Annotated in this window: 13 protein-coding genes; 9 read left to right on the plus strand and 4 right to left on the minus strand. The window is 63.9% G+C overall.

The features are described 5' to 3' along the window. The first annotated feature begins 78 nt into the window (after positions 1-78). Together Pan44_RS22180 and Pan44_RS22185 are read left to right on the plus strand one after the other, a co-directional pair. The gene (locus tag Pan44_RS22180) at positions 79-1,932 is read left to right on the plus strand and encodes a hypothetical protein (RefSeq protein WP_145033972.1); all 1,854 of its coding nucleotides are present in this window, start codon (positions 79-81) and stop codon (positions 1,930-1,932) included. Between the two features lie 134 nt (positions 1,933-2,066). Next, positions 2,067-3,965: a DEAD/DEAH box helicase gene (locus tag Pan44_RS22185; RefSeq protein ID WP_231754132.1), complete on the plus strand. Its 1,899-nt coding sequence runs from the start codon at positions 2,067-2,069 to the stop codon at positions 3,963-3,965. A gap of 123 nt (positions 3,966-4,088) precedes the next feature. Here the strand turns inward: Pan44_RS22185 and Pan44_RS22190 are convergent, their stop codons facing one another. Beyond that, positions 4,089-6,227 carry a hypothetical protein gene (locus Pan44_RS22190; RefSeq protein WP_145033973.1) on the minus strand — a complete coding sequence of 713 codons (2,139 nt, stop codon included), beginning with the start codon at positions 6,225-6,227 and terminating at the stop codon, positions 4,089-4,091. A gap of 318 nt (positions 6,228-6,545) precedes the next feature. On the opposite strand from Pan44_RS22190, the gene Pan44_RS22195 reads away from it, so the two are divergent. From Pan44_RS22195 to Pan44_RS22210, 4 genes are all read left to right on the plus strand, one after another. Continuing rightward, positions 6,546-12,836, plus strand: coding sequence for an alpha-2-macroglobulin family protein (locus tag Pan44_RS22195; protein ID WP_145033974.1), 6,291 nt, complete (start codon positions 6,546-6,548; stop codon positions 12,834-12,836). 274 nt (positions 12,837-13,110) lie between these two features. Next, positions 13,111-14,400 carry a phosphoribosylamine--glycine ligase gene (gene purD, locus Pan44_RS22200; RefSeq protein ID WP_145033975.1) on the plus strand — a complete coding sequence of 430 codons (1,290 nt, stop codon included), beginning with the start codon at positions 13,111-13,113 and terminating at the stop codon, positions 14,398-14,400. 3 nt (positions 14,401-14,403) lie between these two features. Next, entirely contained in the window at positions 14,404-15,522 is a 1,119-nt protein-coding gene (locus Pan44_RS22205) for a hypothetical protein (protein ID WP_145033976.1), read from the plus strand. 118 nt (positions 15,523-15,640) lie between these two features. Then, entirely contained in the window at positions 15,641-16,075 is a 435-nt protein-coding gene (locus Pan44_RS22210) for a hypothetical protein (protein ID WP_145033977.1), read from the plus strand. 74 nt (positions 16,076-16,149) lie between these two features. Here the strand turns inward: Pan44_RS22210 and Pan44_RS22215 are convergent, their stop codons facing one another. Further along, positions 16,150-16,488, minus strand: a complete 339-nt coding sequence (locus tag Pan44_RS22215; protein WP_145033978.1) for a thioredoxin family protein — start codon at positions 16,486-16,488, stop codon at positions 16,150-16,152. A 496-nt stretch (positions 16,489-16,984) separates the two neighbouring features. Here Pan44_RS22215 and Pan44_RS22220 point away from each other — a divergent pair, with 496 nt between their 5' ends. After that, on the plus strand, positions 16,985-18,856 hold the full coding sequence (locus Pan44_RS22220; RefSeq protein ID WP_197453559.1) for a hypothetical protein: 1,872 nt from the start codon (positions 16,985-16,987) through the stop codon (positions 18,854-18,856). Between the two features lie 31 nt (positions 18,857-18,887). On the opposite strand, the gene Pan44_RS22225 is transcribed toward Pan44_RS22220, so the two are convergent. After that, positions 18,888-19,754, minus strand: coding sequence for an ABC transporter permease (locus Pan44_RS22225; protein ID WP_145033980.1), 867 nt, complete (start codon positions 19,752-19,754; stop codon positions 18,888-18,890). Between the two features lie 108 nt (positions 19,755-19,862). After that, positions 19,863-21,353: a leucyl aminopeptidase gene (locus Pan44_RS22230; protein WP_145033981.1), complete on the minus strand. Its 1,491-nt coding sequence runs from the start codon at positions 21,351-21,353 to the stop codon at positions 19,863-19,865. A gap of 263 nt (positions 21,354-21,616) precedes the next feature. On the opposite strand from Pan44_RS22230, the gene Pan44_RS22235 reads away from it, so the two are divergent. Both Pan44_RS22235 and ccsA read left to right on the plus strand, forming a co-directional pair. After that, positions 21,617-22,699 (plus strand): hypothetical protein, encoded by a 1,083-nt coding sequence (locus Pan44_RS22235; protein ID WP_145033982.1) that lies wholly within the window; start codon positions 21,617-21,619, stop codon positions 22,697-22,699. Between the two features lie 124 nt (positions 22,700-22,823). Then, positions 22,824-26,426, plus strand: a complete 3,603-nt coding sequence (ccsA, locus tag Pan44_RS22240; RefSeq protein WP_145033983.1) for a cytochrome c biogenesis protein — start codon at positions 22,824-22,826, stop codon at positions 26,424-26,426. Positions 26,427-26,470 lie beyond the last annotated feature (44 nt).

Raw genomic sequence — 26,470 nt, forward strand, 5'->3', positions numbered from 1 at the left:
AATCCCGTAGAATGAGTCATTCCCACGGTTTGTCATTGTGCTTCATCCGTTTCGTTCTCCCTCTCCTGACCTGTTCGCATGGCCGACCTCCACGACCCGGTTGAGACCGGGATGCCGCGCTCCGTTCGCTTCGGCATCGCCGCAGTTCTGATTTTGATCCTGTTCGCGGTGCTCATTCCGCGGCGGGCGGGGAACAACAACGGCGATCCCGGATCAGGCGGCGCCAAGGGAGCCGGCTCGGATGCCAACGCGGCGTCTGCCCGCGAAACCGAACGCCAGCTGATGGCCATTCTGACCGGGCTGTCTCCTGAATACGTCGCCATCAGCAGCGATCGTGCGGACCGCGTGGCGGAACTTGGCCAGTGGGCCGGCGAGTCGCTGTCGAAAGGGGATGCGGCGACGGTGACGCTGGACGAGGAGGCGAACGCGAAGTGGTTTTCCGGCGAGGCCCTGGCCGACGTCAACGCGGACTCATTTGGGATGCGGGACGGACACCATCTCACGATGGCGAATCTGGCCGGAGGGGTTGTGACGCGACTGGTCCAGCAGACGACCGATCCGCTGGAGCAGATCGAGGAACTGTTTCAGTTCGTGGTCCGCGAAACGGTGCTGATGCCCGACGAGTTTGACCGCCAGCTTCCGGCGACTCCGTTCGAGTCGCTGCTGGTCGGGCGGTCGACGGCCGCCGGTCGCGCCTGGGCTTTCGGGATCCTGCTGCGGCAACTGCGGATCGACGCGGTCCTCCTCGAGCCGAAATCGAAGCCCGCGGCGTGGATCATCGGCGTCATCAGCCCGAAAGGGGATGTGCTGCTGTACGATCCGCGGCTGGGGACCGCCGTTCCCAGCGGCGCTGGGACGGAAGGTTTCAAGACGCCGGCGACCCTGAAGCAGGTGTTGGAGAAGCCCGAGTTGCTGCGCGAGCTCGACGTCTCGACGGCCGCTTATCCGCTTTCGGCGGACGACCTGAAATCGGTGAACGTGAAACTGATCACCGACAGCAGCACGAGTTCGGAGAGAATGGCCAAGCTGCAGACGATGGTGGCCGGCTCACTGATGGAAGTGTTCGATGGCGTGGGGAAGAACCCGCTTCGCGAGCAGGGGCTGGCCGATCGGGTGATCGCCGCGGGAGCGAACGGGGGCTGGACGGCTGCGGACGTGTCGGTGTGGAGCCATCCGGAGGAGCAATCCGAGGCGTTCATGTCGAAAGGGGCGGAAGACGGAGAAGAGTGGAAAGCCATCACCCAGGTTTTCGCCGGTCCGGTGGTCCTGACCCAGGTGCGAAAGCAGACGAAAGGGGAATCCGATTCGCTGGCGGAGATGGATGTGAAGCCGACGGCCGAACCGTTGCGTTTGATTCGCGTGATCCAGCTGAAAGGTCGGACGGCCGATGCCCTGCGGGGATACGGTCCGATCCGGACCTCGGCTGATCGGCTGTCGATGGTGACGCGTGATCCGGCGCTGCAGGAGGAGCTGGCGGCGGCATTGCCGCTGAACAGGAAGGCGGCCGAGTTTGCCGTCTACTGGATCGCGGTGTGCCAGCTGGACCTGAATCCGAAGAACGTGCAGCAGACGCTGCAGGCCTACATCCGGACGTACCCGCAGGGGGACATGATGTCCGCCGTTCCCGATCTGTGGGCGACGGCGTTATGGAAGTCGGGGAACGTCACGGGCGCGGTCCAACTGCTGGAAGGTGGGCAGCGCACTCCGCGCCGAGAGATCCTGCTGAAGCAGTGGAAAGCGGTCCCTGGTGCGACGCCCGCGGCCGAGACTTCTCCCGCTCCCGCTCCCGCTCCGAAGCCGGCCGCTGAGCCTGGGGGCGAGGCGACTCCGAAGCCGGCTCCCGAGGAGACGGCCGGAGAGAAGCCGTCTGACGAGCCGTCGGCAGCGCCGGCCGCGGATGATCGTCCGCCGGCACCGCCCGTTGCCACTTGAGCCAAACTGCGGTCGCTCGGCTGGATTCTGGCGAAACGGGACCATTCTGCGGGCTGGGCCGGTTTCTACGGTTGTTGGGGCTGTGGAATGTTCGATGACAGGCATGTCCAGATGTCTGTCCCCGGAGCTTCGGCGTGTCCGAATTCGACATTCCGCCTGCAGAGTCCCCCGATCCCGCGTTCACCATCGAGCCGGCGCCGTCGCCGCTCGATCGCAATGATTTCGCCGTCGATGTTCCGGTCACCGGGATGAACGCGGCGCTTCGTCGTCCTTTGAAGTGCGACGCTTTTCCCGTCCCGCTGCTCGATCGCGCGGGGTTCGTACCGAGCTGGCGGCCCTACTGGCCGAAGGTGAAGACGTTCGGGCTGACGTTCCCGGAGGGGATGACGTTCCTTCCGCCGAAAGAGGAGAAGGAGCCGACACGGAAAGTCACACCGCCGAAGCCGCCGGCGGAAGGGGCCGAGCGTCCGAAGCCGACGCGGATCAAGCCTCCGAGCGATGCGCTGTCGCTGGAAGACCGGCTGTTCTATGTGCTGCAGCCGCCGCTGGAATCGTGGCTGAAGGGGCAGGAACTGGTGATGCCGTTCGAGCCGTTCCAGTACCAGTTCGAAGGGATTGCGTGGCTGTTTTCTCAGAAGGCCGCACTGCTGGCCGACGAGATGGGGCTGGGGAAGACGATGCAGACAATCACGGCCATTCGCCTGATGCTGAGGGCGGGGCAGGTGCGTCGCGTGCTGCTGTGCTGTCCGAAGCCGCTGATCCCCAACTGGCAGCGCGAGTTCAAGACGTGGGCGGAAGAGATTCCGCTGACGACGCTCGAAGGGGACGGCCCGCGGCGGCAGATGCTGTGGAAGCTGCCGGGGGCGATTGTGCTGCTGTGCAACTACGAACTGCTCGTCCGAGATTTCCAGGCGTTGATGAAGGAAGGAGGCGGTACGACGCATGACGGGCTGGGGCGCGCTCATTCCGACGTGAACTACAACGTGGGAACCGGGAACGGCGAAGGGGTCGACCTTCCGAAGTTCGATCTCGTGGTGCTGGACGAAGCCCAGAAGATCAAGAACCGCGATTCGGTCACTTCGGTGACGGCGCGGGCCGTTCCGCGCAAACGGAGCCTGGCGCTGACCGGCACGCCGATCGAAAACCGGCCGGAAGAGCTGGCCGTGCTGTTCGAGTTCATGGGGGTGATTCCGCCGAACGGCGCGCCGGACATCCGGCAGCTTTCCAAGCTCGCGAAAGAGTACGTTCTGCGCCGCACGAAGAACCTGGTGATGAAAGACATGCCGCCGCGGCTCGATCGCGATGAATACATCGAGCTCAGCCCGGCGCAGCGGAACGCGTATGACACGGTCCAGAAGGACGGTGTGATGCAGCTCAACGAGATGGGCGAGCAGGTGACGGTGCAGCACGTGTTCGAACTGGTGATGCGGCTGAAACAGATTGCGAACTACGAGCCGGTCACCGGCGAATCGACCAAGCTCGAGCGGGTTGTCGCGGACATGGAAGAAATCGCAGCCTCGGGAGGGAAGGCGATTCTCTTCAGCCAGTGGACGAAAACGCTGCTGTGGCTGAACGAGCGGCTGCAGGATTACGGCCCGCTGATGTATCACGGCGGCATCCCGACTCCGAAACGCGAGCCGATTCTCGCACAGTTCAAGGAAGATCCGTCGAAGCACATCATCCTGATGAGTTACGCGACGGGGGCTGTCGGCCTGAATCTGCAGTTTGCGGGCTACGTGTTCCTGTACGACCGCTGGTGGAATCCGGCGATCGAAGACCAGGCGATCAACCGGGCGCACCGCATCGGGTGCAAGAGCCAGGTCATCGTTTCCAAGTTCATCTGCAAGGACACGATCGAAGAGAAAATCGACAAGGTGCTCAAGGAGAAACGGGATCTGTTCGCGCGGGTTCTCGGCGAAGGCGACGACGAAAACGCGTCGCTCAGCATGTCGGCCGGGGAAATCTTCGGGCTGTTTGACCTGAAGGCGCGGACGCCGAAGGGGCCGAAGCGGATTGCGCCCAGAGCCGCGTGATGGAGGCCGCCGACTTCACTCTGCGGAATTCGCTGTCTCCTGCGCTTTGAAAAAGCGACCGTGGCGCCTCGATCGGGGGATCCTGGCGCCAAGGTGGGATTGGAGTGTTTGCCGGGTGCGGCCTCAGGGCTGCGGGGCTGGAGCGGAGGCTGGGGGGGCGGGTTCTGTTGCAGGCTCCGGCGCGGGTTCGGTGGCGGGATCGGTCAAGATGGCCGGCGGAGCGGACGGGACGAGGCCCTTGTTGCGCCGGACGAGGTCCCGCCAGCGCATGATGGCCGGTTCACGCTGTCCCACGGCATTCTGCGGGCGGTAGCTCAGGTCGCGGTTCGCCAGTCGAAGGACTTCGTAGAACGCCAGTTCGCGAATCGCGATATCGTCGTTCGCAAGCCACTCGACGACCTGCAACGAGGCGGCTTCATCGCGGGCTTCCTGATCGGTCACTCCCCAGAGCAGCTTCACGACGATGGGAGCTTCCTGGTCACGGAAGACGCGGTTGACTTCCTCTTCCAGTCGCGGGATGTGATCGGGCGACATCATCACCCACTCGCGCAGGCCGACGATCGCGGCGTGGCGGGTGTCTTCATGCGGCGAGGTGAGGACGCGGACGAGGACGGGGACGTTGTCGATCAGGGCCATCGTCCGGGTGGCGAATGTCGCGATCGTGTTGAGTTTCTGCTGTTCAGCGACGGGGCCGATGCCGTCGTCGACGGGCAGGTCGAGCTTGAATTCGTCTTCGTACATCCGGGCCCAGTTCTTCTGGGACGTGAGAGGCCGGATATCTGGATTGAGCCAGGTCGGGACGGTGGTGAGTGCGGCAAAGCTGTCGGCCGACTGGTCGGTCCATTCGAGCGACTGGGTGGTTGGTTCTCCGGACAGAGGAGGCAGGTTGTTGCGACGGACGTTCACTGTTCCGGTTGCGACGAACAGGGTGCCGGACGGGACGGGCCACTGCTCGACGGCCGGCGGCGTGGGGGTCGCACGAGGGAGTTCGACCCACAGTCCGTAACGGGTCTGCGGGGAAGCGGCATCGAACTCGGTCCGCTGGCCGGCGACGGTCACGCCGAGCCCCAGTGCGTGGGGGATGCCATCGACTCCGCGAAAGACCGCGACGCGGCCGCGGTTGATTTCGATTTCGGCGAGCATGAGTTCGGTGGCCGGCAGCAGCCGGATGCGGGCTCCTCCCTGCAGCGACACCCGCAGCGAGAGCGCGGGATCGGTGGGGGAACTGACCTGCAGGTCGCCGATGAACGGCTCGGGGGAGGCGACTTCGTCGCCGACATGCAGGATGGCCCGCCTGGGGAGGACGGTCCAGGTCGGACGTCCCTTGGGACGATGGAGCAGGACGCCTTCCGTGCTGGTGTACATCACGGTCGGCTCGGGGAGGCCGGGAGTTTCTTCCGTCGCCGCGGGGGGATTGGCCGGGGCTGTGATCCCTGGCATGGGGGGCGTGGGAATGGTGGCTGCGGCGCCCGTGGCGGCGACGGCGGTGTCGGCCGCGACCGGCTCAGGCTGCGGCACGATGGGCGTTTCGTCGATCAGTGGCTCGGGCTCGAGCAGTTCCGGCTGCATGGGAGCGGCCGCAATCATCGGGGGAGCGACGGCGGGGGCGGCTGCCGGTTTGGCCTTCGGTGCGGCGGGTTCGACGCGTGATTTCGGGGCCGGTTCGTTGACGGCCACTTTCTGGTCGTCGTCACCAAAGAATCCGCCAGTCGCCACGAGGTAGAGCCATCCGGCGGCGACCAGACCAGCGAGCGACAGCGGCGCGAGCTTCTTCCACAACGGTGGACGTTTGAGATACTCGGGAACGACGGGGCGAGTGGCCGAGCCGACGGCATAGGGGACCGGCGCCGTGGTGGAGCCGACTTCCGGAGTGGGGGAGACGGCGCCCATGGCGTACATCCGCTCCCGAAGCTCGGGACGGATCGTGACGGGTTCGCCGAGAACGATTGTGAGAATCTGGTGGCAGGCGGCGACCTCGGCCAGGTGCATATCGGAATCGAGGCAGACCCGTTCGAGGTCCGCGACGCCCGCCGGATCGAGCGTATTGTCGAGATACTCGGCGACGACGTTCGGATCGGGGCTCGAGCCGGGGCCGCTCAACTCGGGACTCCCGATGCGGCGGCGACGGGTGACTGCACGGATGCGGGCCACGATGGCCGAGACGACCTCGTTCTCCTTGATCCGCGCGCCGATTTCCCGGGTCTGCGTCGGCTCGAGAATGTCGTCGAGGTAGGCCAGCAGTGTTCGCAGTGTCAGTCGCATCTCGTGCCTCAGGTCGTCCGCCCAATGGACTCGTCCACTTCAATAGGGGCGTTTCGCGGCGAGAGCCGTGCAGAATTCCATGATCGCCAGCGAAGATTTCGCCAACTTTCCGCTGGAGGGCCCAAACCTTTACCGGGCCGCTGTTTCAGGCGGCGGGGTGGTTAGAATCAATCTGGAACTTTCCGGCTTCGGGGGTTATCTAAGCCGCCAGACCCACCGGAGACGATGCCTCGAATTCGCGAACATCTGCAGTTCGCGGGGGGACTTACGACTGGCAATGACGCCGGCTCCGATGCATTTTCTGACAGGGATGAGCTCATGCTGCGCCCGGCTTCACTGCTGGTTCTGGCCTGTTTTGTTCTCGGAGGAGCCTGGTCATTGACCGCTGAACAGCCCGCTCCCGTCGATTCTCGCAAAGCGGCCCTCAAGGCACAGGCCGACGGCAATTTCCGCGATGCGTTCAAGTTGTTCGAGAAGCTGTGCCTCGACCCGGCCAACTCGACATCCCAGGTCGTTCACGACCTTGAGAACGCCGTGCAGTGCCTCGCCCGGCTGCAGCGGATTCAAGATGTCGACGCCTTCCTGGAGAAGGTTGTCGAAAAGCATCCCGAGCAATGGATCGCGCTGGCCGGGGTGGCGATTCAATATGGGGCGCTCGAGCACCAGGGACACCTCATCGCCGGCGTGTTTCATCGCGGATACGCGCAGCAGGGGGGGCAGTTCGTCAGCGCGCAGCAGCGCGACTACGTCCGCAGCCTGCAACTGCTTGAAGCGGCGCGCAAGCTGATTCCTGAGGACGCGGGGGCAACGGACGTCGCACGGTTCTACCGCCAGTATGGCCGGATCATCTCTCCGTCACGGCGTGGAGACGCCTGGAAGCTCCAGGTGTTGACCGACTTCAAGACGCTTCCCGACTACGAGCCCGCGCACCGCTGGGGGCGGCGGGGCGGATGGGGCGGCGGTGGAGACAAAGGAGCGCCGGTCGATGCCGAAGGAAATCCGGTCTTCTACAGCGTTCCCAAGTCGTTCGACGATGCGCGGAACGATGGCGAACGCTGGCGGTTCTGCCTCGAACAGGCGGCCGCCAGGGATTCCTCCCTGCGGTCTGAAGTGGACTGGGAGTTTGCCGACTTCCTGCAAAGCCAGTTTGGAGTCCAGAATCTCCGCCAGGAGGGATTCCACCTGCCGGCTCCGGAGGAAGGTGAGAAGGGGGATCCGCGGGCCAATGTGTGGTCGCTGCACACCCTGACCGACGAGGAAACGATCTGCCGGCTTGCCACGGGTCCGAAGCGGTTCACGCTGCCCGAGGAGTTCAATCCGCTCGCCCGCTTCAAGACGATTCTCTCGGGAGACAACAAGGAGTACGCGGCCACCGCATCCGATCGCATCGCGTCGATTTACGAAGACCGCCAGCAGTACGCGAAGGCCGCGGCCGTCTGGAAGGAAGCGATTCCGAAGTTCGGCAACGAGAACAACGGGCGGCAGGCCCGTCTCGACCAGATCGTGAAGCCGTGGGGTCAGTTCGAAGCATCGATGACGCAGCCTGCCGGTGAGGGGGCGACGCTCGACTTCAAGTTCCGGAACGGAAAGAAGCTGTCGCTCGAGGCGTGGCCGATCCGCGTCGACCTGCTGCTGGCCGACATGAAGGCCCACCTGAAATCCAACCCGCAGAATGTCGACTGGCAGCAGATCCAGCTGGACCAGGTTGGCTACCGGCTCGTTCAGGAAAACCAGATCCGGTACCTGGCGGCGCGCAATGCCGAGTGGTCGGTCGACCTTGAACCGCGAGACGGACACTTTGACCGCCGGACCACGATCACGACACCGCTCCAGCAGCCCGGCGCCTATCTGGTGACCGCGAAGCTCGACGGCGGGAACATCAGCCGCATCGTGGTGTGGGTGGCTGACACGGCCATCGTCAAAAAGGCGATCAATGACGGCGCCTGGTACTACCTCGCCGACTCCGTCAGCGGCGCGCCGATTCCGAATGCGGACGTCGAGTTCTTCGGCTGGCGGCAGGAATACCGCAACGGCGCGAAACGCCACCAGGTGCTGACCAGGAACTTTGCAGAGAAGACGGACGCCAACGGCCAGATCGTCCCGAACACGAAGCTGCAGGAGGATGGCTATCAATGGATGGCCATCGCCAATACCGGGAAGCGGCTGGCGTACCTCGGATTCACGGGCGTGTGGCGGAACGGCTACAGCCTCGACTCGCTGAACGACACTAAAGTGGTGCTGATCACCGACCGGCCCGTCTACCGGCCCGACCAGAAGGTCGAGTTCAAATTCTGGGTGCGTCCTGTCAGTTACGACCTGACGCCCGAACAGTCGAAGGCGTTTGCGAACCAGAAGTTCACGATCCGGCTGACCGATCCGACGGGCGTCGAAGTCTGGAAGAAGCCGTTCACGGCCGATGCTTTCGGCGGCTTCTCGGGCGAACATCTGCTGCCGAAGGACGCCAAGCTCGGCAGCTACTCGCTGAACATCGTCGATCATCCGCGAATCGGCGGCGGCGGGCAGTTCCGCGTCGAGGAATACAAGAAGCCGGAGTTCATGGTCGAAGTCGACGCTCCGACGGCGCCGGTCGCGCTGGGGGACAAGGTGACGGCCACGATCAGGGCGAAGTACCTGTTCGGCGCGCCGGTGACGCAGGCGACGGTGAAGTACAAGGTCGAACGAACCGCGCACACGGAACGGTGGTTCCCGCGAGGGGAGTGGGACTGGCTTTATGGACCGGGCTACTGGTGGTTCGCTTCGAACGACACCTGGTATCCGGGGTTTGCGCGGTGGGGCTGCTTCGCGCCGCGATTGAGCTGGATTCCCTGGAATCCCGAGCCGCCGGAGCTGGTGCTCGATGCCGAAGCTCCGATCGGACCGGACGGCACTTTGAAAATCGAGATCGACACGTCACTCGCCAAGGCGCTGCATGGCGACGAAGACCACTCGTACAAGATCTCGGCCGAGGTCGTGGATGCTTCCCGCCGGACGATCGTCGGCGGTGGAAACGTGCTTGTGGCGCGCGAGCCATTCCGGGTGTTCGTGTGGCTGAATCGGGGGCATTACCGGGCGGGGGACATGATTCGCGCCTCGGTGCAGGCACGGACACTCGACGGAAAGCCTGTCTCCGGAAAGGGGAAGCTGACGCTGTTCAAGGTGGCCTATGACAAGGATGGCAAGCCGACTGAGCAGAACGTCGGTGAATGGGCCGTCGATCCGAACGAGCAGGGTGAGCTGACGCAGGAGATCAAAGCGGCCGATGCCGGCCAGTACCGCGTTGCCTACTCTTTGACGCACACGGCCGAAGGGAACGAGGCCGTGACGAAGGAAGGGGCCTATCTGTTCGTCGTCCGCGGGGAGAACTTCAATGGATCGGACTTCCGTTTCAGCGATCTCGAACTCGTGCCGGACAAGAAGGAGTACGCTCCGGGTGAAACGATGCAGCTTCTCGTGAATACCGATCGGCTGAAGTCGACGGTGATGCTGTTCGTGCGTCCGGTCAACGGCGTCTGCAAAGAGAAGCCGCAGTTCCTGAAGCTGGAAGGCAAGAGCACGGCCGTGCCGATCGCGGTCGCCCAGGCCGATATGCCCAACTTCTTCATTGAAGCAGTGACGATTGCGAACGGTCAGGTGCATTCGATCACGAAGGAGATCGTGGTTCCGCCGGTGAAACGCGTGCTGAACGTCGACGTGAAGCCTTCAAGCGAGAAGTACAAGCCTGGTCAGAAGGCGGAAGTGGAAGTGAAGCTGACCGAGCTGAACGGCGAGCCGTTCCAGGGCTCCATCGTGATGAGCATTTACGACAAAGCAGTGGAATATATCTCCGGCGGGTCGAACGTCCCTGACCTGAGAGAGCACTTCTGGAAATGGCGGCGAAGCCATCATCCGTCGACCGAGAGCAGCCTGGCCCGCTGGGGATCGAACCTGCTGCGGGAGAAAGAAGTCGCGATGCAGGATCTGGGGGCATTTGGCGGGATGGTTGTCGAGCAGGATTTCGAGATGTTCTTTGGTCGCGACAGATCGAACCTGGGGACTCGCGGAAGGGCGATGACAAAATCGATGGCTCCGAGAGGCATGATGTTTGGCGGCGTTGCGGAAGGCATGCCGATGCCGGCGGCGGCTCCGATGGATGCGCTGTCACTCGCCGACGGCTTGGCGGCGGGTGGCGCCGCGGGTGGCGAACTCGTGCAGCCAACTGTACGAACCCAGTTTGCGGACACGGCTTTCTGGAAAGGGGACATCACGACCGACGCCAACGGCGTTGCGAAGGTCGACCTGACGATGCCGGAGAACCTGACGGGCTGGAAGATCCGCACGTGGGCGATGGGCGAAGGGACCCGCGTCGGCGAAGCGACGCAGGAAGTGACGACGTCGAAAGACCTGCTCGTGCGTCTGCAGGCGCCCCGGTTCTTTGTGGAGAAGGACCAGGTCGTGCTTTCGGCGATCGTGCATAACTATCTGCCGCATGAGAAAACGGCGACCGTCGAACTGCTGCTGGATGGAGACAACCTGGCGATTGAATACGGCGACAAGGGGGCGGACGGCGATCGCCTGTTGTCGACGCCGCAGCAATCGCAACTGGTGCGAACGATTCCGGCCAATGGTGAGGCCCGGATCGACTGGCTGGTCAAAGTGGCCAAAGAAGGGGAAGCGAAAGTCACGATGAAGGCGCTGACCGATGAAGAATCGGACGCCATGCAGATGACCTTCCCCGTCTATGTGCACGGCATGCTGAAGACGGAATCGTTCAGCGGCGTCGTGCGGGCGAATGAAGACTCGGGCAAGATCACGATCAAGGTTCCCGCCGATCGCCGGCCGGAAGAGTCACGGCTGGAGATCCGCTACTCGCCGACGCTGGCGGGGGCGATGGTGGATGCGTTGCCGTATCTCGTTGACTACCCGTACGGGTGTACCGAGCAGACGCTCAACCGCTTCCTGCCGACGGTGATCACGCAGAACGTGCTGAAGTCGATGAAGCTCGACCTGGCGAAGATCCGGGACAAGCGGACTAACCTCAATCCTCAGGAAATCGGCGACGATGCGGCCCGCGCGGCCGACTGGGCCCGCATCACGAAGGACTGGCATCGCGAGATGAAGAATCCGGTCTTCGACGAGGCCGAGGTCGAACTGATGGTGAAGACGGGTGTGGCCGACCTGACGAGCATGCAGTGTTCGGATGGCGGGTGGGGTTGGTTCTCCGGCTTCGGCGAGCATTCGTGGCCGCATACTACGTGCGTTGTGGTGCATGGTCTGCAGATCGCGCAGCAGAACGGCGTGGCGGTCGTTCCCGAGACGATGACGAAGGGGATCGAGTGGCTGAAGCGTTACCAGGACGAGCAGGTGCGCCTGCTGCTGGTGGGCGAACGGATCGAGAAGAAGGAGATCAAGGCCGAGCCGGGGCTGAAGTTTCGCAGCCAGGCGGGCGACATGGATGCCTTCGTTTACATGGTGCTCGTCGATGCGGACGTTGCCAGCGCCGAGATGCAGCGGTTCCTGTACCGCGACCGCACGAAGCTGTCGCTGTACTCGCTGGGGATGTTCGGCCTGGCGCTGCACAAGCAGCAGCAGATCGAACAGCGCGACATGGTCATCAGGAACATCGACCAGTTCGTGAAGACGGATGACGAGAACCAGACGGCCTATCTCGACCTGCCGAACCGCAATTCGTACTGGTGGTTCTGGTACGGCGACACGATCGAGGCCAACGCCTACTACCTGAAGCTGCTGACGAAGGTGAACCCGCAGGACCCGAAGGCGTCCGGACTGGTGAAGTATCTGCTGAACAACCGCAGGAACGCGACCTACTGGAACAGCACTCGCGATACGGCGGTGTGCATCGAAGCGATGGCCGAGTACCTCAAGGCCAGCGGCGAAGCGACGCCCAACATGCAGGTGGAAGTCTGGATCGACGGCGACAGGAAGCAATCGGTCGAGATCACCCCGGAGGTGCTGTTCGGCTTCAACAACAAGTTCATCGTCCTCGGGGCCGACCTGAAGGACGGCGAGCATGTCGTGGAATTGAAGAAGTCGCCGTTGAATGGGGCGACTTCGAAGCCGGGGCCGCTGTACTTCAACGCGTACCTCACCAACTTCACGCTGGAAGACCCGATCAAGGCCGCCGGCCTGGAGATCAAGGTCGGCCGGAAGTTTTACCGGCTGAACCAGCGGAAGGAGGCGACGGACGTTGTGCAGGGATCGCGCGGGCAGGCGGTCGACCAGAAGACGCTCAAGTACGACCGCGAGGAACTGAAAGACCTCGCGCAAGTGACGAGCGGAGACCTGATCGAAGTCGAACTCGAGATCGATTCGAAGAACGACTATGAGTATGTGATCTTCGAAGACCTCAAGGCGGCCGGCGTGGAAGCGGTGGACCTCCAGAGCGGATACACGTCGGGCGGACTAGGGGCTTACGTCGAATATCGCGATGAGCGGGTGGCGTTCTTCCTGAGGACGCTCAGCCGCGGCAAGCATTCGGTGAGCTACCGCGTGCGGGCGGAAATCCCCGGGCAGTTCAGCGCACTTCCGACGAGGGCGTACGCGATGTACGCCCCTGAGCTGAAGGCGAACGCGGATGAGTACAAGCTGAAGATCGCCGACAAGCCGGAGTGAACGGGCGATTCGACGTGTGAGCAAGGTTAAAAGCACCCCGGCTGCTCCAAAGCAGCCGGGGTGCTTTGTGTTGGAACTGGCCGGTCTCGACCCGATTGCAAATTCCGCTTCGGCTGCGGAAAATCGCCGTTTGAGCTGCGCCCACGGTGCTTTTCGTGGCTCGCTGACTGCAACCGCATTCGCCGCCGGTTTGCGCAGGCCGACGAATGGCCGTTGCGTTTACCGGCGTCGTGGACCTGGAAACGGCCGCCCGCAGGCGGAGAGGAATTGACGGATGAAGGTTCTTGTCGTTGGACAGGGAGGGCGTGAACACGCCCTTGTCTGGAAGCTGAAGCAGTCACGGCTGGTGACGAAGGTTTACTGCGCGCCGGGCAACGCCGGCACGGGGCTCGATGTCGAGAATATCGATATCAGCGCGGTCGACGCCGAGCGGCTGGTCAAGTTCGCCAAGAACGAAGGGATCGCCCTGACGGTCATCGGTCCCGAAGCGCCGCTGGTGGCGGGCGTGGCGGATGCGTTCATGAAGGCGGGGCTGCGGGTGTTCGGGCCGACGAAGGCGGCGGCCCAGCTTGAAGGGAGCAAGAAGTTCGCGAAAGAGGTGATGCGGGCCGCGCAGGTTCCGACGGCGGAGTTCCGTTCGTTCACCGATCCCGATTCCGCGATCCAGTTCGTGCAGGAGCGTGAAGAGATCGGGCTGGTTGTGAAGGCGGACGGCCTCGCGGCCGGTAAGGGCGTCACCGTCTGCAGCACCAAGGCGCAGGCGATCGAAGCGATCCGCGATGCGATGGTGAAACGCGTTTTCGGGACGGCCGGCGATACGGTCGTGATCGAAGAACGCATGTCGGGGCCCGAACTGAGTGTGCTGGCGCTGGTGGACGGGCGGACGATTGTGCCGCTCGAATCGGCCCAGGATCACAAGGCCGCCTATGACGACGACCAGGGGCCGAACACGGGCGGGATGGGGGCGTACAGCCCGGCGCCGATCGCCAACCAGGAACTGATGGACGAGGTGATCGACAAGATCCTCATCCCGACGGTTCATGAACTGCGGCGGCAGGGGATCGAGTATCGCGGAGTGCTCTACGCCGGGCTGATGCTGACATCGCAGGGGCCGCGGGTGCTCGAGTTCAATACGCGTCTGGGCGATCCGGAAACGCAGCCGGTCCTGATGCGTCTGAAGTCGGATCTGTTCGAGGTGCTGTGCGCCGCGGCCGACGGCAAGCTCCGCGATTTCCAGAATCTCGACTGGGATCCGCGGCCATCGGTCTGCGTGGTCATGGCGTCCGAGGGGTATCCGGGCAACTATCCGAAGGGGAAGCCGATTCGTGGCCTGGATCGCGCCTCGCAGCTGGCGGATACGAAGGTGTTCCACGCCGGAACGGCCAAGCATGGGCCGAATATCGTCACCGATGGCGGCCGCGTGCTGGGAGTGACGGCGCTGGGCGACGACATCTCGGACGCCAAGCGGCGGGCGTATGAGGCGGTGAAGTGCATTCGCTGGGAAGGGGCGTGGTGCCGGAAGGACATTTCGGACAAGGCCCGCGCTGCGCAGCTCGAGGAATAGCGAGTGGCGGACCAGCGCCCGCGGTTGTTCCTCGGCAACTTCGATTTCGAAGCAGCGCTGGTGTCGCCTTCGGCGTGCGCCTCCCGGGACGCCATCCGGCGCAACAGCGAACTCGCGGCGGCGTGGCTGTCCATCGCCCGGCCTGGTGACGTGATCGTCACCGAGCATCTTCCTGATGAGCAGTTTCCGCAGGCGCTCGAGCGGTTGAATCGCAAAGGCGTGCGATTCGCCCGGGCGTCCGAGAGTTTTGATGACGATTGTGTGGTCACTCCGTGGGGCTGGGAACGTCGCGTCATCGGCTGGGCCGACGCGTGCGGCCTGCCCGAGTCTTCGCCGCCGCTTCACGCCATTGCCATCGCGAATTGCCGCGAGTTTTCGTTCACGAGTGAACGGGACATGGAATGCGGGCTTGCCGGGCAGGCGGTCTGCTGCACGGCGACGGAGGTCGCGGACGCCCTGTCCCGGCTCCGGCGGTGGCTGATCAAGGCGAACTTCGGGGCGTCGGGCCGGGAGCGAATCTCCGGAAGCGGGTTGCCGACGGAAGAGATGCAGAAGTGGGTTGAGAAACGACTGTCGCGCGATGGGGCCGTGTTCGTCGAGCCATTCGTGGAGTCGGTCGAGGAAGCGGGGGTCCAATGGGAGATTCCGCCTGACGGTGGGGAGCCCGATCTGGTTGGAGTCGTGCCGTTGCTCTCTGACGACCGGGGGCAGTACCGGGGGAGCGTGATTCCTTCCACGGCGGATGTACCCGGTCAGTGGCAGACCGTCATTGAGTTTTCGCGACGAGCCGCCCTGCGAGCGCAGAGCCTGGGCTACTTCGGCCCGCTCGGCATCGATGCGATGCGGTATCGCGACGCCGACGGCGAACTGCGCGAACGCCCCCTGCAGGACATCAATGCCCGCTGGACGATGGGCCGGCTGGCCCTGGGATGGCGGGGTGAGATTCCCGCTTCGGGGATGACCGTCCTTCGCGCCGGTTCGGAGAACGACTGGGCCGCGACAGCCGACATGCGTTCGCAATGCCTTCGGATCTCGCCACATGCGTTGAATTCCGAGTCGGTCCGGCACGTCTTCTGGCTGGAAACGGGTCGCGAACGGCCAGTCTCAGCCGCGGAAAAATGAGCCCGCGGAGTCGAATTCCAGTTGGAGAACGGGAGAGGCGTCGTTGAAATGAGGGGTGGCCAGGTGCTGTCGCGTCGCAACGGACGCGGCGGCTGGAGGGCCACGAGGACTCAATGCCATGCAAACGAACCGGGTGGCGACCTGCATCGAGCAGGTCCGGGACGGACATCAGCAGGTTGAGCAGGCGGTGCATGAGCTCCGCAGCTGGTGGGAGCAGTGCGGAGGCGAAATGACTCCGCCGTTTCAGGAACTCTGCCGCCGTCTCATCGATCTCAGGCCGCTGCTGAAAGCTCACTTCCAGGATGAGGAATCGGCCGACCACACCTTCGGGCTGGATGATCTCCCTTCCCCTTCGAACTGCAGGGCGGTGCTGCTGGCCGACCTCGACCAGCTGATCGCGCGGCTGCAGGTGTGCCATCCGGGGACGGATTGCTGGGCCGATGCGGAGTTCGCTCTCAACCGTTTTCTCACGCAGCTGGGCGCGCATGAGGCCCGTGAGCTGGCGACGCTCCCCGACGCGGCGGTGGCCGAAGATCTGCCGATCAACTGGTAGCGGTTCAAAACGACGAAGGCGCTGGCGTTCGCGCACGGCCGAGACGGCCGTGGCACGCCCAGGCAGGGCGTCGATCAGGCTTCGGCCGATTGCGGCGTGGTGATCGATTTGAGCCCCTGCTCGATGTCGTTCCGTTCGGGCCGGGCCGATTGCTGCAAGACCTTTCCGTCGCGCAGGAAAACGAGTGTCGGCCAGAGCGTCACGCGGAACGATCGGCCGAGCGGGCGTCCGGAACCATCTTCCACCTTGAGATGGTGCACTTGCGGATGCTGTGCAAGCAAACGGTCGACGATCGGGGCCACCGCACGGCAGTAACCGCACCACCCGGTGCCGAACTCGAGCAGCACCGGCCCTTCAAACGCGTCGACTTCCTCGCGAGTGGGAGCTTGATCGGGGAGAAGGTAGGCGGGCATCGTCGCCTCCGGCAGTCATCGGGACACAGGGACTTTTCCCCCAGCAGACTGCATTCCTGCGCCGGTGCAACCCCCTGAACCAACTACGGAAGAGAAGGGCGGGCGGGGGAGAGACACGTCATCCGGTCCACGGATGGTTTCATCTGCGGGACGTGACCGCGTATGTTGGTGGTATCCGGCATTCCCTTGCGGCCAATACAATTCAATTATGGCGACGACCGGCGCGCGCGTGCGCTGCCCGCATTGCGGCAAGAGCTTCAAGATCCCTGATCGCTCCCTCCTGGGGCGAACAGGGAAATGTTCTGCGTGCGCTCAACGGTTCACGCTGACTGAAGACGGCGCTGATGCCGCCGCTCCGCCGGTCGCGGCAGCGGCGACGCCCGCGCCGGAACCGAAGGTCGCCGCTCCCGCTGCGAAACCGGTTGTGAGGCCTCCAGCGGCCCCGGTTGCGGAAAAACCGGCGACACGAACGCCGCCTGCTGCCGCGCCCAGTCCTGTGACGCCTCCTGCAGAGCGCGTGGATCCGGCTCCTGCCAGGCCTGCGAAGAAGCCGGTTGCGGCACCGCCCGTGGAGCCGGTCGCCAAGGCTGCCGCTCCCAAGGTCGTCCGGGCGACCGAAGTCGAACCGCCATTCGGTCTCAATGCCATCTGGGTCCCGGACGAGGTTCCGGTCTCCGCGGCGCCGAGTGTGGCGGCGGATCCGGACAACCCTTTCGCTGTTTCGGACGACGGCCCATTTGGCTCGGCGGCCAACGTTTCAGCGCCGGGGCTGAAGATGTCTGCGGCGAGTTCCGGTTCACCCGCGGAGGGACGCGTTCGCTCGAATCGGCGGCGCAACGGATTGATCGGGGCTGCGGCCGCAGTGGTCGTGGTGGGAGGCGGCCTGGCGGCCGTTGCGCTCTCGCGAGGCCCTGCGGCCGATCCTGCAGCGCCGATGGGTGCCGGCGGCGTCACGGCGGTCGATCCTGCGGTGGTCGCTCCCGCTGTCTATTCGCGCGAGATGCTGAAAGGGAACCTGGCGCTGCTGGAAGAGTTCAGGCCGACGCACGGCCAGCCGATCGGAATGCTGTACGTTCCGAACGGAGTCAACCTCGTGGTTCACCTGCGGCCGGCGGAGTTGTGGAGCAGCGACCGCGGGGCGGCAGAGCTGCGGGCCAGCCTGACCGAAGGGGTGACGTCGTGGCTCGATGCGAAAATCAAGGAACTCTGTCGTCGCGAACCATCCCGCGTCTCGGAAGCGACTTTTGCGCTGGTGCTCGGCGCGTTCGGGACGCAGCCGACCTCTTCGCAGGTTGTGCGGCTGGCGGAGCCGGACAAGATGTCAGTCCTGCTCGATGAGTTTCGCGGGCAACCGCTGAAAGAGAATCTCAAGCCAGCGGTGACGGTGTCAGCGCCGCATGCGTACGTCATCGTCGACTCCAGCACGTTCTCGATTTCGCCTTCGGAAACAGCGGACGAACTCGAAGAGTCGCTGACGGTTCCCAACAGCTACGTCTCGAGGAACGTCGCCGAACTGCTCAAGCAGACTGACCGGGACCGGTTGATTACGGTGGTCGCCGAGATGCAGGATTTGCGGCGGCACGTCGATACGCTGTTTCCCGAATCGGCCCGCCCGACGATGCATGCCGTGATCGACTGGCTGGGGGATGATGTCGACGCGATCGCGTGGAGCCTCCACATGCGGCCGGCGCTCTATTCGGAACTGGTGCTTCGGCCGCGGTCCGGCGTGTCGCCACGGGTTCTCGAGGCGGCTTTCCAGAAGAAGCTCGACGAACTGCCGGAGACGATCATGGCGATCGTGAAAGGGACGCGACCGGCGGCAAAGGGTTTTCGCGAGATCATCGGCCGTTATCCGGCCATGCTGGAAGCGGTCTGCCAGTCGACCATCCTGCGGCCCGGGACGAAAGACGTGCATGCGGTGACGGTGCTGCCGGCGAAGGCGGCCACGAACCTGGCGCTCGGGACGCTTTTGACCTGGGATGAACTGCGCCGCTCGCCGGGCAGCGCGCCGGGCGCGGCTGTGGCAAGCGCGGGACAATCGACCGAAAAGGTGGCCGACCGACTGAAGAAGGAGATCCTGGCCGAGTTCAGCATGCCACTCGAGCAGGCGGTGAAGTACATCGGCGAAGAAACGGGAGTCGATTTCACGGTCGACGGCGAGGCGCTGCGGATGACGGGCTACACGAGGAACATGCCGCAGAAGGTAAGCCTGGGGAAGGTTCCCGCCACGCGCGCTCTCAAGGAGATCCTGTCGGTCCCGAACCAGAAGGACCTGGCGGTGTTCGTCGACGAAGCGGCCGGGAAGGCGGTGATGTCGACGCGTCCTTACCTGATGCAGCAGGGGAAGGCTGAGTTCAAGGTCGATTGAGTGCTGCGTTCGGGGAGAGAAGCATTTCTTATCAGCCCCCGTGGGCGGCGTAGCGGTTCACGCCGCGGTTGTAAGCCAGCCGATTCAGCGCGAAGAGGCCGAGCACCCAGGCCGACTGCACGATCAGTTCGTTCACCAGTTCGGCGTGCGAATAGCGGCCGAGCATGACCGTGGCGGGGAAGTAGGCGAGGTATTTGAACGGCAGGAACTTGACGATCGCGAGCAACCAGCTGGGAAACATGTCGAGCGGGAGCATGTGCCCGGAGAGGAAGTAGTTGAACATCATGTAGATGAACAGGAGGGAGTTCACCTCCATGAACCAGAAGGCGATCAGCCCGATCAGGCTCTCCAGCAGGAAGCCGATCAGGAATGACATGGCCAGGGACACGATGAACACGCCGATGGTGAACGCATCCGGCCAACCTGGGAAATAGCTGCGGCACAGCCAGAAGACGAGCGTGAAGGGGAAGATCGCGACGGCGTAGTACACCAGCTTGTGGGCGACGCGGTGCCAGAAGAGGTAGCCGAGCATGTCGACCGGCTGGGTCAGGTACTTCTTCATGGTGCCGTCTCGCACCTCGCGGGCGATGCCGCTGGCGAGCCCCGGCATGCTGGAGAAAGCGCGGGCGACCATTGTCAGCAGGTAGTAGGCGACCATGTCGCCGTAGCTGAAGCCCTGGATCTCCTTGCGGACGGCGTCCGTGCCGACTCCGAAGATCGCCCCCCAGAGGAAAATCTGGGTGACGATCGGGAGAAACCTCAGAAGCGTCCCCAGCATGAAGTCGCCGCGATAGACGAGACGCTCTTCGATGCAGGTCCGCAGGATGACCCAGTGGACCCGCAACCTTGCGGCGAACTCCGAGCGGGGCGACGTGGAGGCGAGTGAGGCGGTCGACATACGGCCGGAATGTTAGACGGCAACAGGCAGTTGACGAAATCGGAGGCGCGTCAGGCCGGCGGAATCGTCGATCCCGCCAGCGGTTCGGGCGAACTGTTCGTCAGGGCGCTACTGGAAGTTGCGGGCCAGCTCGATCAGCGTCCGCGTGTAGGCGCCTGTGGCCCCTCCTTCACGATGCGGCCGGTTCGATTCCATGAACGCCGGTCCCGCGATATCGAGATGGACCCAGGGAGTCTCCGCGACGAACTTCTCCAGGAACTTTGCGGCCGTAATCGCGCCGCCCCAGCGGGTTCCCACGTTCTTGACGTCCGCGACGTCGCACTTCAGCTGGTCGGCGTAGAAGTCGAACATCGGGAGCTGCCAGATGTCTTCGCCCGCGGCCCGCGACGCCGCGGCGACAGCGTCGTACCAGGGCTGCTGATTCGTGAACCCGCCGGCGACCTCTTCCCCCAGCGCCACGACGCAGGCGCCTGTGAGCGTCGCGAGGTCGACGATCTTCGCGACCTTCTGGTCGACCGCGTAGGACAGGACGTCCGCGAGCACGAGCCGGCCTTCGGCATCGGTGTTCATCACTTCGATCGTGATTCCGTTCCTGGCGGTGAGGACGTCGCCCAGCTTGAAGGAACTGCCGCTGGGCATGTTTTCGACGAGGCCGACGAGGCCCATGACGTTCACGGGGAGTTTGAGACGCGCGATGGCGACCATCGCGCCGAGGACGGTGGCGCCGCCGGCCATGTCGCATTTCATCGTCTTCATACCGTCGTTGGGCTTCAACGAGAGCCCGCCGCTGTCGAACGTGACGCCCTTGCCGACGAGCGCCAGCATCGGGCCGTCTGCAGCCCCTCCGCGATGCGTGAGGACGACCATCCGCGGCGGTTTGACGCTTCCTTTTCCGACGGCCAGCAGGGCTCCCATCCGCTCTTCGGTGAGGCGTCGCTCGTCGAGGATGTCGCAGTCGAGGCCGGTTTCGACGGCCAGTTGGGAGGCCCGGTCGGCGAAGGCCTCGGGGTAGATGTCGTCGGGCTGCCGATTGACCAGCTCGCGCGTCAGGTTGACCGACTCACCGAGGATTTCGCCTTCCGCGACGGCCCGCGCGATGCCTTCGCTCACGGGCTGTCCAGCGACGACCACACTGGCTTTGGCGAATCGAAAGCGGTCCGGCTTTGACTTGTAGAGTCCCTGGCCGACAGGGCCGACCACCAGCGACATGGCCGCGATGCGGGCGGCGAGTTCCGGTTCAACCGCCGACCCGGGGAGCTGCGGAAGAAGGACGGCCGCGTGGTCGACCTGCTTCGTGGAGATCCTGCGGATGGCCGTCATCAGCGCATTCTCGTAGCGCACGGCGGTCAGTTTCTCCGCCTCACCGAGTCCGACGAGGAGGACGCGTCGCGTGGGGTGGTCCCCCAGTTCGCGCAGTTCGGCCATCTCGGCGTGTCCGCCGGTCAGGTCTCCCGCTTCCCGCAATCGGGCCAGACGGCCTTCGAGTGCCACATCAACGGCGGCGATCGTGCGGTCATACTCCGCATTCTCAATGATCGGAACGATCAGCCAGTCGCAGGGGACGGGGCCGTGGGCAAGGGAAGCGGTTGCAAGCGGCATCAGGAAACCGTGAACGGGAAATTGGTCAAACGAGGGAAGCGGCCGTGTACGGTCGCGGAACGGGACGGCTATAATAGGGGGGTGAAGTGCACGAAGGCATGCCTCGCCGTATCTGGCGTCGCAAAATGATGTTGCGGGCACTCACTCTTTTCCCGCCCGCGGTTGTTTTGCGGATGGAGCCGGTTTCCGGCGTCCTGTTTCCGTCACAACTGCGCCCCTCCCTCCCGCCAGTCGTTCCGCCTCGTTGTAAGGACCCTTTTCCCATGCGCCGCAGGATGTCCGGCCTCGGACGTATCGTCCTGATTGTTCTTGCGGCCGGACTGTTCGGCTGTTCCGATCCCGATCCGATCCGGCAGTACACCGTCGCCAAGCAGACGCCGGCCGACACGTTCACCCCGAGCCCCGGCGCCCCCGCATCGCGCGAGCCGCGTCAGGTGGCTTGGTTCTTCAAGATGCTCGGTCCGGAAGCGGCCGTGGCCAACCAGGTGGAGCCATTCGCCAAGCTCGTCCGCTCTGTCCAATTTGACCAGGCCGGCAAGCCCCGATGGACTCTGCCGGAAGGCTGGACGGAACGTCAGGAGTCGGGGCTGCGGCTTGCGACCATCGAGGTGCCCGGCGATCCGAAGCTCGAAATCAGCGTCATGGCGCTTCCTTCAGAAGACCCGAAGTCGGCCGAATACCTGCTGAGCAATTTCAACCGCTGGCGGAGTCAGCTGGGGCTTGAGGACGTGGATGGAGCAGCCGGGCTGCAGGAATCCCGTGATCGGGGGGAAGTGCAGCAGATGGAATCGGGCGATCAAACGCTGTCGCTGTTCAACCTGTCGGGGAAGACTGCCGAGAGCGGTGATTCACGGATGCTGGCGGCGATGATCGTGAACGGTTCCACGCCAGCCATGACGGCGTCGACTCCGCCGGCCGTTGCGTCATCGCCCGCTGCTCCGGCGCGCGAAAAGCCGTTCACACTGACGGTTCCTGAGGGGTGGAAAGAAGCTCCGCTGCGAACCTTCCAGGAAGCCGCGTTCACGGCGGGCGAAGGGGAGAAGCCGCTTTCCATCAGCATTGCCACTGCGGGAGGCGAACTGACCGCGAACGTCAATCGCTGGCGGGGCCAGGCGGCCCTTCCGGAGATGACCACGCAGGAGATCAACGAGTCGGCGAAGTCGATTCCGGTCGACGGGATCGACGCGAAGTACTTCGTGATTGACGGCGAAGAACGGTCGATCCTGGGTGTCATCGCGCCTCGAAACGGGACGCAGTGGTTCATCAAGGCGGACGGACCGAAGGCACTTGCCCAGCAGGAACGCGATAAGTTTGAAGCGTTCGTGAAATCCATCCGGTTCAAGTAACCGCATTTTCAGCAGGCGAGCGGGAGGCCTCCGCCGATGGGGGCCTCGTCCTCTCGAGACGCGAGATCCAGGAACGGATCTGTTGGAACTGACTCGACTCAAATCGCCGCGGCCCATCTGACCCATGTCTGACATCGAAACACCGACCGCCGATCGCAGCCCGATGATGAGCAGGATTGCTCGCGGGCTTGGTCCTCTGGCTTCGCTGAAGCTGACCGTCGTCCTGTTTGCCCTGGCGATCGTGATCGTCCTGGCGGGAACTCTCGCCCAGGTGAATGCGGACGTCTGGGACGTGGTCGATGAGTACTTCCGCGTCCATCCGAGTCAGCTTTCGGATGGAGGGCTGGGGGCGCTGAAGGCGTTCTTCGTCTGGATTCCCGGGCAGATTTTCCTGCCGGGCGCCTTCTTTCCGAATGCTCCGCAGCTGCCGGAATGGGCCGGCTTCTGGTTCCCGAAGGGCTGGGTGATCGGCGGCTTCATGCTGCTGAACCTGCTGTCGGCACACCTGATCCGGTTCAAGATCCAGGCCCGCGGCACGCGGCTGGTTGTGGGGCTGTGGCTCCTGGCGATGGGCGTGCTTGTCACGTGGCTGGTGGTCGCCAGCGGATCCAACAACGAGGGCTTCCAGACCGAAACCCTGATTTCCTATCGCCGGCTGTGGGATGTGCTGCTGTTCGGGCTGTTCGGCCTGGCGGCCGGCAGCTGCTGGCTTGGACTGCAGACGGGCAGGGAGCACAGGCTGGAGCGACGGATGGCGTTCGGCGCCGCGGCTGCCCTGGGGGCGATGTTCGCCTGGCTGTTTCTTGGCAACATCGACCTGTGGAAGAGCGATTCCTCGATGCGAATCCTCTACCAGCTCGTGAAGGGAACGGTGGCCGGCGTGGTGCTTCTGGCTGGCTGCCAGGCCCTGTTCAAGAAGCGGGCCGGCATTGTGCTGCTGCACGGCGGCGTGGCGCTGCTGATGATGAGCGAGGTTCTGGTCGGCCTGAAGGCGGTTGAAACCAAGATGAACCTGGGCGAAGGCGAGACGCGGAACTTCGTTTTCGATACGCGGCATCCCGAAATCGCGGTGATCGATTCGTCCAACGAGAAGACGGACACGGTGACCGTTGTTCCGCTGTCGAAGCTCGCGACGCCAGGCGCGCAAGTGTCGAGCGACCTTCTGCCGTTCGATATCGAGTCGGTGCAGCTGCTGCGGAACTCGATGGTTCCGCCCGCGCTCCCGCCGGACAAGGACAACCCGGCCACCGCAGGCAACGGAAAGACGCGCCAGCTGCGCGAGATTCCCGCGTCGACGGGAGTCAGCAACGACAGCGCCGTGGACCTGCCGGGCCTGTACGTGAAGCTGACTGACAAGAAGACCGGAGCCGACCTCGGAACGTGGATGACGCACGTGTTTGAGGATCCGCAGACCGTCACCGTCGACGGCAAGCCGTATGAGCTGCAGCTGCGGTTCGGGCAGACGTACCTGCCGTTCTCGATCAAGCTGAACAACGTGTCGAAGGACGACTACCTTGGCACGAAGATGACCCGCAATTACTCCTCGGAAATCGTGCTGACCGATCCCGAGAAGAAGACGGAAGAACAACTGACGATCTGGATGAACAATCCGCTGCGTTACCGCGGGCTGACGTTCTACCAGAGCGGATACCATCGTGATGAACAGAGCGGCCGCGAATTCACGACACTGCAGGTTGTGAGCAACACCGGATGGATGATCCCCTACGTGTCGTGCATGATCGTGGGCGTCGGAATGGCGTACCAGTTCGTGCTGACGCTGCTGCGATTCCTGAATCGGTCCAGCCGGAGTCCCGTGACGACGGCGGCGGCTGCTCCCGTGGTGACGCCGAGGTCCGGCGATGCACGTACTGCCGCCGGTAGCGCGGGGGGATGGTCGCGCTGGCTGCCGCTCGCGATCTGCCTCATCGCCGCGCTGTATATCGGCAGCAAGGCCCGGCCATCCACGTCGCGACCGACCGAACTCGACATCGCCGCGTTCGCCAGGCTGCCGCTGGCGTATGAAGGGCGCGTCAAACCGTTCGATTCGCTCGCCCGCAATTCGCTCCTGATTCTTTCAGGCAAGCAGGAATACCGCGATGCCGAAAATCGCAAACAGCCGGCCATCCGCTGGTTGCTGGACGTGATTTCGGGGCGGCCTGAAGCCCGGGATTCGCGAGTTTTCCGGATCACGAACCTCGAACTGCTCCGCATTCTCAAGCTCGAGCCGCGGGAAGGGTTTGTTTACTCCGTCAACGATTTCGCGGGGCAGATGAACGCGTTCGTGGAGGCGCTGCAGGCCAGCGAGAACGTGCCCAAGGAAAGCCTCACCGTCTACCAGCGCAGCGTCCGCGACCTCGGCCAGGACATCATGCTGTACCGGACGCTGATGGAAGCGTTCGATCCACCGATTCCGGACCTGCCGACGGAAGAGGACCGCGCGAAGGATCCCGAGGGGGCCAAACGCCAGTTCATGCAGGCGATGATGTCCTCGATGGAAGAGGCGAGACGGATCGACGAATCCCAGGTTCCGCTGGCGATTCCGATTCCGGACGCCGAGGACTCGGCTGAGACGAAGACAACCGGCCAGTGGCAGCCGTTTGCGACGTCCGCCGCCCGGGCCTTTCTGCTGATGCAGTTGCCTCCCGAGATGCGGAAGGGGCTTCCCTCCGAGGCGCCGAAGCAGACCATTCTCATGCAGCGGATGCTTTCGGCCTACCGGCAGAACAACGTGTCCGAGTTCAACGACTCGGTTCGCGAATACACCGGCTGGCTGAAGTCGAACAAGTTCGAGCAGCTGAGCCTGACCAAGGTTCGTTTCGAGGTGTTCTTCAACCAGTTTGCTCCGTTCTACTGGAGCATGGTCCTCTGCCTGTTCGTGTTCCTGTTGTCGATTGTCGGCTGGCTGGGACTGACGGAACCGCTGCGCCGCAGCGCGTTCTGGCTGATGGCGCTCACGTTCATTGTCCACACGTTCGCCCTTGTCGCCCGTATCTATATCTCCGGGCGACCACCGGTGACGAACCTGTACTCCACCGGCATTTTTGTCGGCTGGGCCGTCGTGCTGTTCGGCCTGGCGTGTGAATGGTTTTACCGGCTGGGGGTGGGGAACGCGGTGGCGTCGATCGCCGGGTTCATCACGCTCGGGATCTCGCACTTCCTCGCGGAAGGGGGTGACACGTTCACCGTTCTCGAAGCGGTGCTCGACACGCAGTTCTGGCTGGCCACGCACGTGGTGACGATCAATCTCGGCTACGCGGCGACCGCGGCCGCCGGCCTCTTCGGCGTGTACCACATCATTTACAGCTTTGTGCCGAACGCCCAGCCGGAAGTCGGCCGGGCGGTGACGCGAATGACGTACGGCAGCCTGTGCTTTGCGATCCTGTTCAGTTTCATCGGGACGGTGCTCGGCGGCCTGTGGGCCGACGACTCGTGGGGGCGATTCTGGGGATGGGATCCGAAAGAAAACGGGGCCCTCATCATCGTGCTCTGGAACTGCCTGGTGCTGCACGCCAAGTGGGACGGAATGGTGAAAGACCGCGGCCTGGCCGTGCTGTCGACGCTTGGCCTGATCGCTGTCAGCTGGTCGTGGTTTGGAACCAACCAGCTGGGGGCCGGCCTGCATGCCTACGGCTTCACCAACGCGGCCCGGATCGGGCTGTTCGTGACGTGGGCGATCTCGCTGGTCATCGCCGGCGTGGGCTGCCTGGGTCGGAAATCGCAAATCTGACCATCGTCCGCGCGTCGGTCGGAATGAACGCACTCCCGGCGACG

It is taken from the genome of Caulifigura coniformis, from assembly GCF_007745175.1.
Taxonomy (GTDB): domain Bacteria; phylum Planctomycetota; class Planctomycetia; order Planctomycetales; family Planctomycetaceae; genus Caulifigura; species Caulifigura coniformis.